4 protein-coding genes are annotated in these 3460 nt (G+C 78.7%); all 4 read right to left on the bottom strand.

The features are described 5' to 3' along the window. On the bottom strand, positions 1-713 hold a 713-nt coding region (locus EAO70_RS37370), incomplete at its 3' end, for a hypothetical protein (RefSeq protein ID WP_315986271.1). Continuing rightward, positions 710-2038 carry a hypothetical protein gene (locus EAO70_RS37365; RefSeq protein WP_148007201.1) on the bottom strand — a complete coding sequence of 443 codons (1329 nt, stop codon included), beginning with the start codon at positions 2036-2038 and terminating at the stop codon, positions 710-712. The genes EAO70_RS37370 and EAO70_RS37365, both read right to left, overlap by 4 nt. Next, on the bottom strand, positions 2035-2856 hold the full coding sequence (locus EAO70_RS37360; protein WP_187284223.1) for an ABC transporter ATP-binding protein: 822 nt from the start codon (positions 2854-2856) through the stop codon (positions 2035-2037). The genes EAO70_RS37365 and EAO70_RS37360 overlap by 4 nt, the downstream gene beginning before the upstream one ends. Beyond that, a partial coding sequence (locus tag EAO70_RS37355) for a zf-HC2 domain-containing protein (RefSeq protein WP_261993260.1) occupies positions 2853-3460 on the bottom strand: 608 nt, incomplete at its 5' end. The genes EAO70_RS37355 and EAO70_RS37360, both read right to left, overlap by 4 nt.

Raw genomic sequence — 3460 nt, 5'->3', positions numbered from 1 at the left:
CCCCTGCTATATCTGCGCTCCCGCGCCCTGCCCGGCGCCCTGGCCGCGCTCCTCGGCACGGCGGCGGCCGCCGCCTGGGCGGCCAGGTGGCTGTCGTCCCTGCCCGACTTCGACCACCGGGCGCGCCTGCCGGTCGTCGTGCTCGGCCCGGTGCCCGCGGCCAGGGCGGCGAGCGCCACCGTCCACGCCCCCCGCTGGGCGCCCGGCTGCGTCAGCCAGGCCCACCACTGCGCCCCGCCGCCCGGTGCGGACGGGGCCGCCAGATAGACCGCGCCCACCAGGAAGCAGGGCGGCAGCCAGCTCAGACGGCCGCCGACGACCGCGGCGGCGCCCGCCGTCACCCCCACCAGACCGAGGGTGTTGCGCACGGCGGCGGGCGCTCCGAACTGCTCCGCGTGGCCCGGCACCGCGAGGGCCAGCAGGGCGACAGCGAGGACGGTCGGCACGAGGACGTGGGCCAGCCGCCGGGGCCACCACGCCCGTACCGCCGTGCGGTCCAGCTCGTCGCTCGGCGTGTGCAGGCTGGTGCCGATGGCGGCGGCCGCGAGCAGCGGGCCGAGCACGACGACCGGCAGGCGCGCCCGGTGGTCGAAGTCGGGCAGGGACGACAGCCACCTGGCCGCCCAGGCGGCGGCCGCCGCCGTGCCGAGGAGCGCGGCCAGGGCGCCGGGCAGGGCGCGGGAGCGCAGATATAGCAGGGGCGCGGGCCTCACGGGACCGGCACCTCCTCCGGGCGGCAGGTGTTCGCCGCGAGGTAGCGGGCCAGATAGTCCCGCTGGGCGGCGGCCGGCTTGGCCCGGAGCCGGTCGATGTACGGCCGGGCCGCGGTGGTGTCGGGGCCGTAGTCCTCGGGCGTCGGCGCCAGCCACTCGATGACGGCGAGGTTGACGATGCTCGCCCGCTCCGCGTCCGGACCCGTGCCGTCCCCCGGCCGGCAGGTGTCCGAGAGCAGCCAGGACACCGCCGCGTTCAGATACAGGTCGGGTCGCGGGAGCCGGCCGCGTACCGCGTCCGCCGCGGCGCTCGGCAGTTCGACGTCCCCGGGGCGAGCCGGGCCGAAGGGCCCGCCGACCCAGCGGACCGGGGCGCCGGGGACCCCCTTGAGGCGCGCGCCGAGCGGGGCGAGCGCCGCCGAAACCTCGGGCAGCAGACGGGCGTCCACGGCGGTCAGGCAGACCTGCGGCACGCCGTCGTCGCAGAGCGGGCGGGCCAGGGCCGGGTCGGGGCGCCACGGGCCCTCGTCCCGCGGCAGGCGCAGGATCAGGCCGGCGGCGGCCACCGCCACCGCCAGCGGCACCAGGGCGAGCGGCCGCAGCCGGGCGGGGCGCAGCCCGGTGGCGAGGAGGGCGGTCAGCGCGAGCCCGGCCGTCCACGCCATCGACACCGGCCCGAACCACCACACCGGCCGGTCCCACAGGAACTGGTGCTCGGCGGCCGGTCCGAGCCAGCGGGCGGGGCCCTGGTGGTACGCGCCGACGCCCAGGGCGACGTACCCGACGATGCCGAGGAGCGGGGCCGTCAGCCGCCAGCGGACCGCGCGTCCGACGACATGACCGAGGGCGCCGAGGGCGGCGACGGCGACCGCGTCGGCCGCGAGGAGCTCCAGGAAGGGGCGGCCGCCCGCCGCGTACGGCCAGGTCGCGAGGAGGCACACGGCGTCGGCGAGGAGCACCCCGGCGGCGGGCCAGAGCGCGGACGGGGCGACCGCGACGAACAGCCGGCGGAGCGGCGGGCGGGGTGCGGACTCCCACAGGTCCAGCGTCCCGCGCCGGCGGTCCCGGCCGCCCTGCCAGCAGCCCGCCGCGAGCGCGAGCGGCCCGGCGAGCAGCCCGGCGACCACGTGCAGCGTGTTCGTGGCGTCGGCCCAGCGCCCCTGCCAGCCGGGCGCCTTGCCGTACATGGTCACGAGCACCGTGAGGAGGACGGCGAGACCGGTCCAGGGGCCGAGCCCGCGGCGCAGCTCGACGACGACGGGCCTCGGCGCCCGGCCGGTCCGCCGGGCGGTGCGCGGCGGGGGAGGGGTGAGGGTGGCGGTCACCGGAGCGCTCCCTTCGCGGTCCCCGAGGCGGCGGTCCCCGCCTGGGCGGTGCCCGCCCGGTGGGCGCGCAGGGCGGCCGTGTAGCCGCGCTCGACGGCGTGCGTCGCGGAGTCGTCCCCGTCCGTGGACTCCCCGCCGAGGAAGGTGAGTTCGGCCGTCGAGCCCTGGAAGGCGAGGCGGCCCCCCTCGATGAGGGCGACGTCGGTGCAGGCCGCGGCGACGTCCTCCACCAGGTGCGTGGAGACCACCACCGTCGCCTCCGTGCCCAGCTCCCGCAGCAGCGAGCGGAAGTCGACCCGCTGTTCCGGGTCGAGGCCGGCCGTCGGCTCGTCGAGCAGCAGCAACTCCGGTTCGTTCACGATGCCCTGGGCGATTCCGGCGCGCCGGACCATGCCGCCGGACAGCGTCTTCATGCGCGCGTCGATCCGGTCGCCGAGCCCGACCCGCGCCACCGCGCGCTCCACGGCCCCCGGGACGCGATCGGCCGGCACCTCCTTGAGCCAGGCGACGTAGGCCACGAACTCCCGCACGGTGAAGGCCGGGTAGTAGCCGAAGTCCTGCGGGAGGTAGCCGAGCCGGCGGCGGATGCCGGTGCGCTCGCGGTGGCTGGTGGCGTCCCGGCCGAGCAGCTCCACCCGGCCGGAGGAGGGGGCGGCGACGGTCGCGAGGACCCGGATGAGGGAGGTCTTGCCGGCGCCGTTCGGGCCGAGCAGGCCGTGGACGCCGGGTCCGAGGGACAGGTCGAGCCGGTCGAGGGCGACGGTACGGCGGTGGCGGACGGTCAGTCCGCTCACCGCGACGGCGGTCGAGGGGGTCACCGGGGCTCCAGGTGGTCGAAGGAACGGCGTCGCGCCGCGAGGAGGGCGGCGCAGGCCAGCGCCGCGCCGGCCCACCCCCCTTGGGCGGCGGGGCCGGAGAGGTACGGGGCGAGCGCGGCCGCCGGGGCGGCCGTGTCCACCGGGCCGAGCAGCGGGCCCGTGACGGCGAGCAGCCAGCCGCCGCCCAGCGTCGCGGCCGCCGCCCGGCAGCCGACGAACGAGCCGAGCGCCAGCGTCGCCAGGGTCAGCGCCAGGCCGGGAAGCAGCCAGGCGGCGGCCCCCGGGAGACCGGCCACCGGCGGCAGCAGCGCGCCTCCGGCGGTCAGCAGCGGTACGCAGACGACGAGGACGGCGGCGGTACGGGTGAGCAGCAGCCGCAGGCCGCCGGCGGGGGTGGCCGTGGTGATCTCGTGCATCGGGTCGGCGTGCCGCCCGTAGGAGACGGCGACGCCGGCGAGCGGGAGGACGGGGGAGAGCGCGAGCAGCAGACCGCCGGCGCCGCGCACCCCGGCTCCGTAGGCGAGCGCGAAGGCCCCGCCGACGACCAGCAGCACGGCCACCACCCAGGAACCGCAGACGGCGGGCCCGACGGCCCACCAGAGCC

Source organism: Streptomyces sp. adm13(2018), assembly GCF_008042145.1.
Lineage (GTDB): Bacteria > Actinomycetota > Actinomycetes > Streptomycetales > Streptomycetaceae > Streptomyces.
This window is presented reverse-complemented; position numbering and strand designations above follow the sequence as displayed.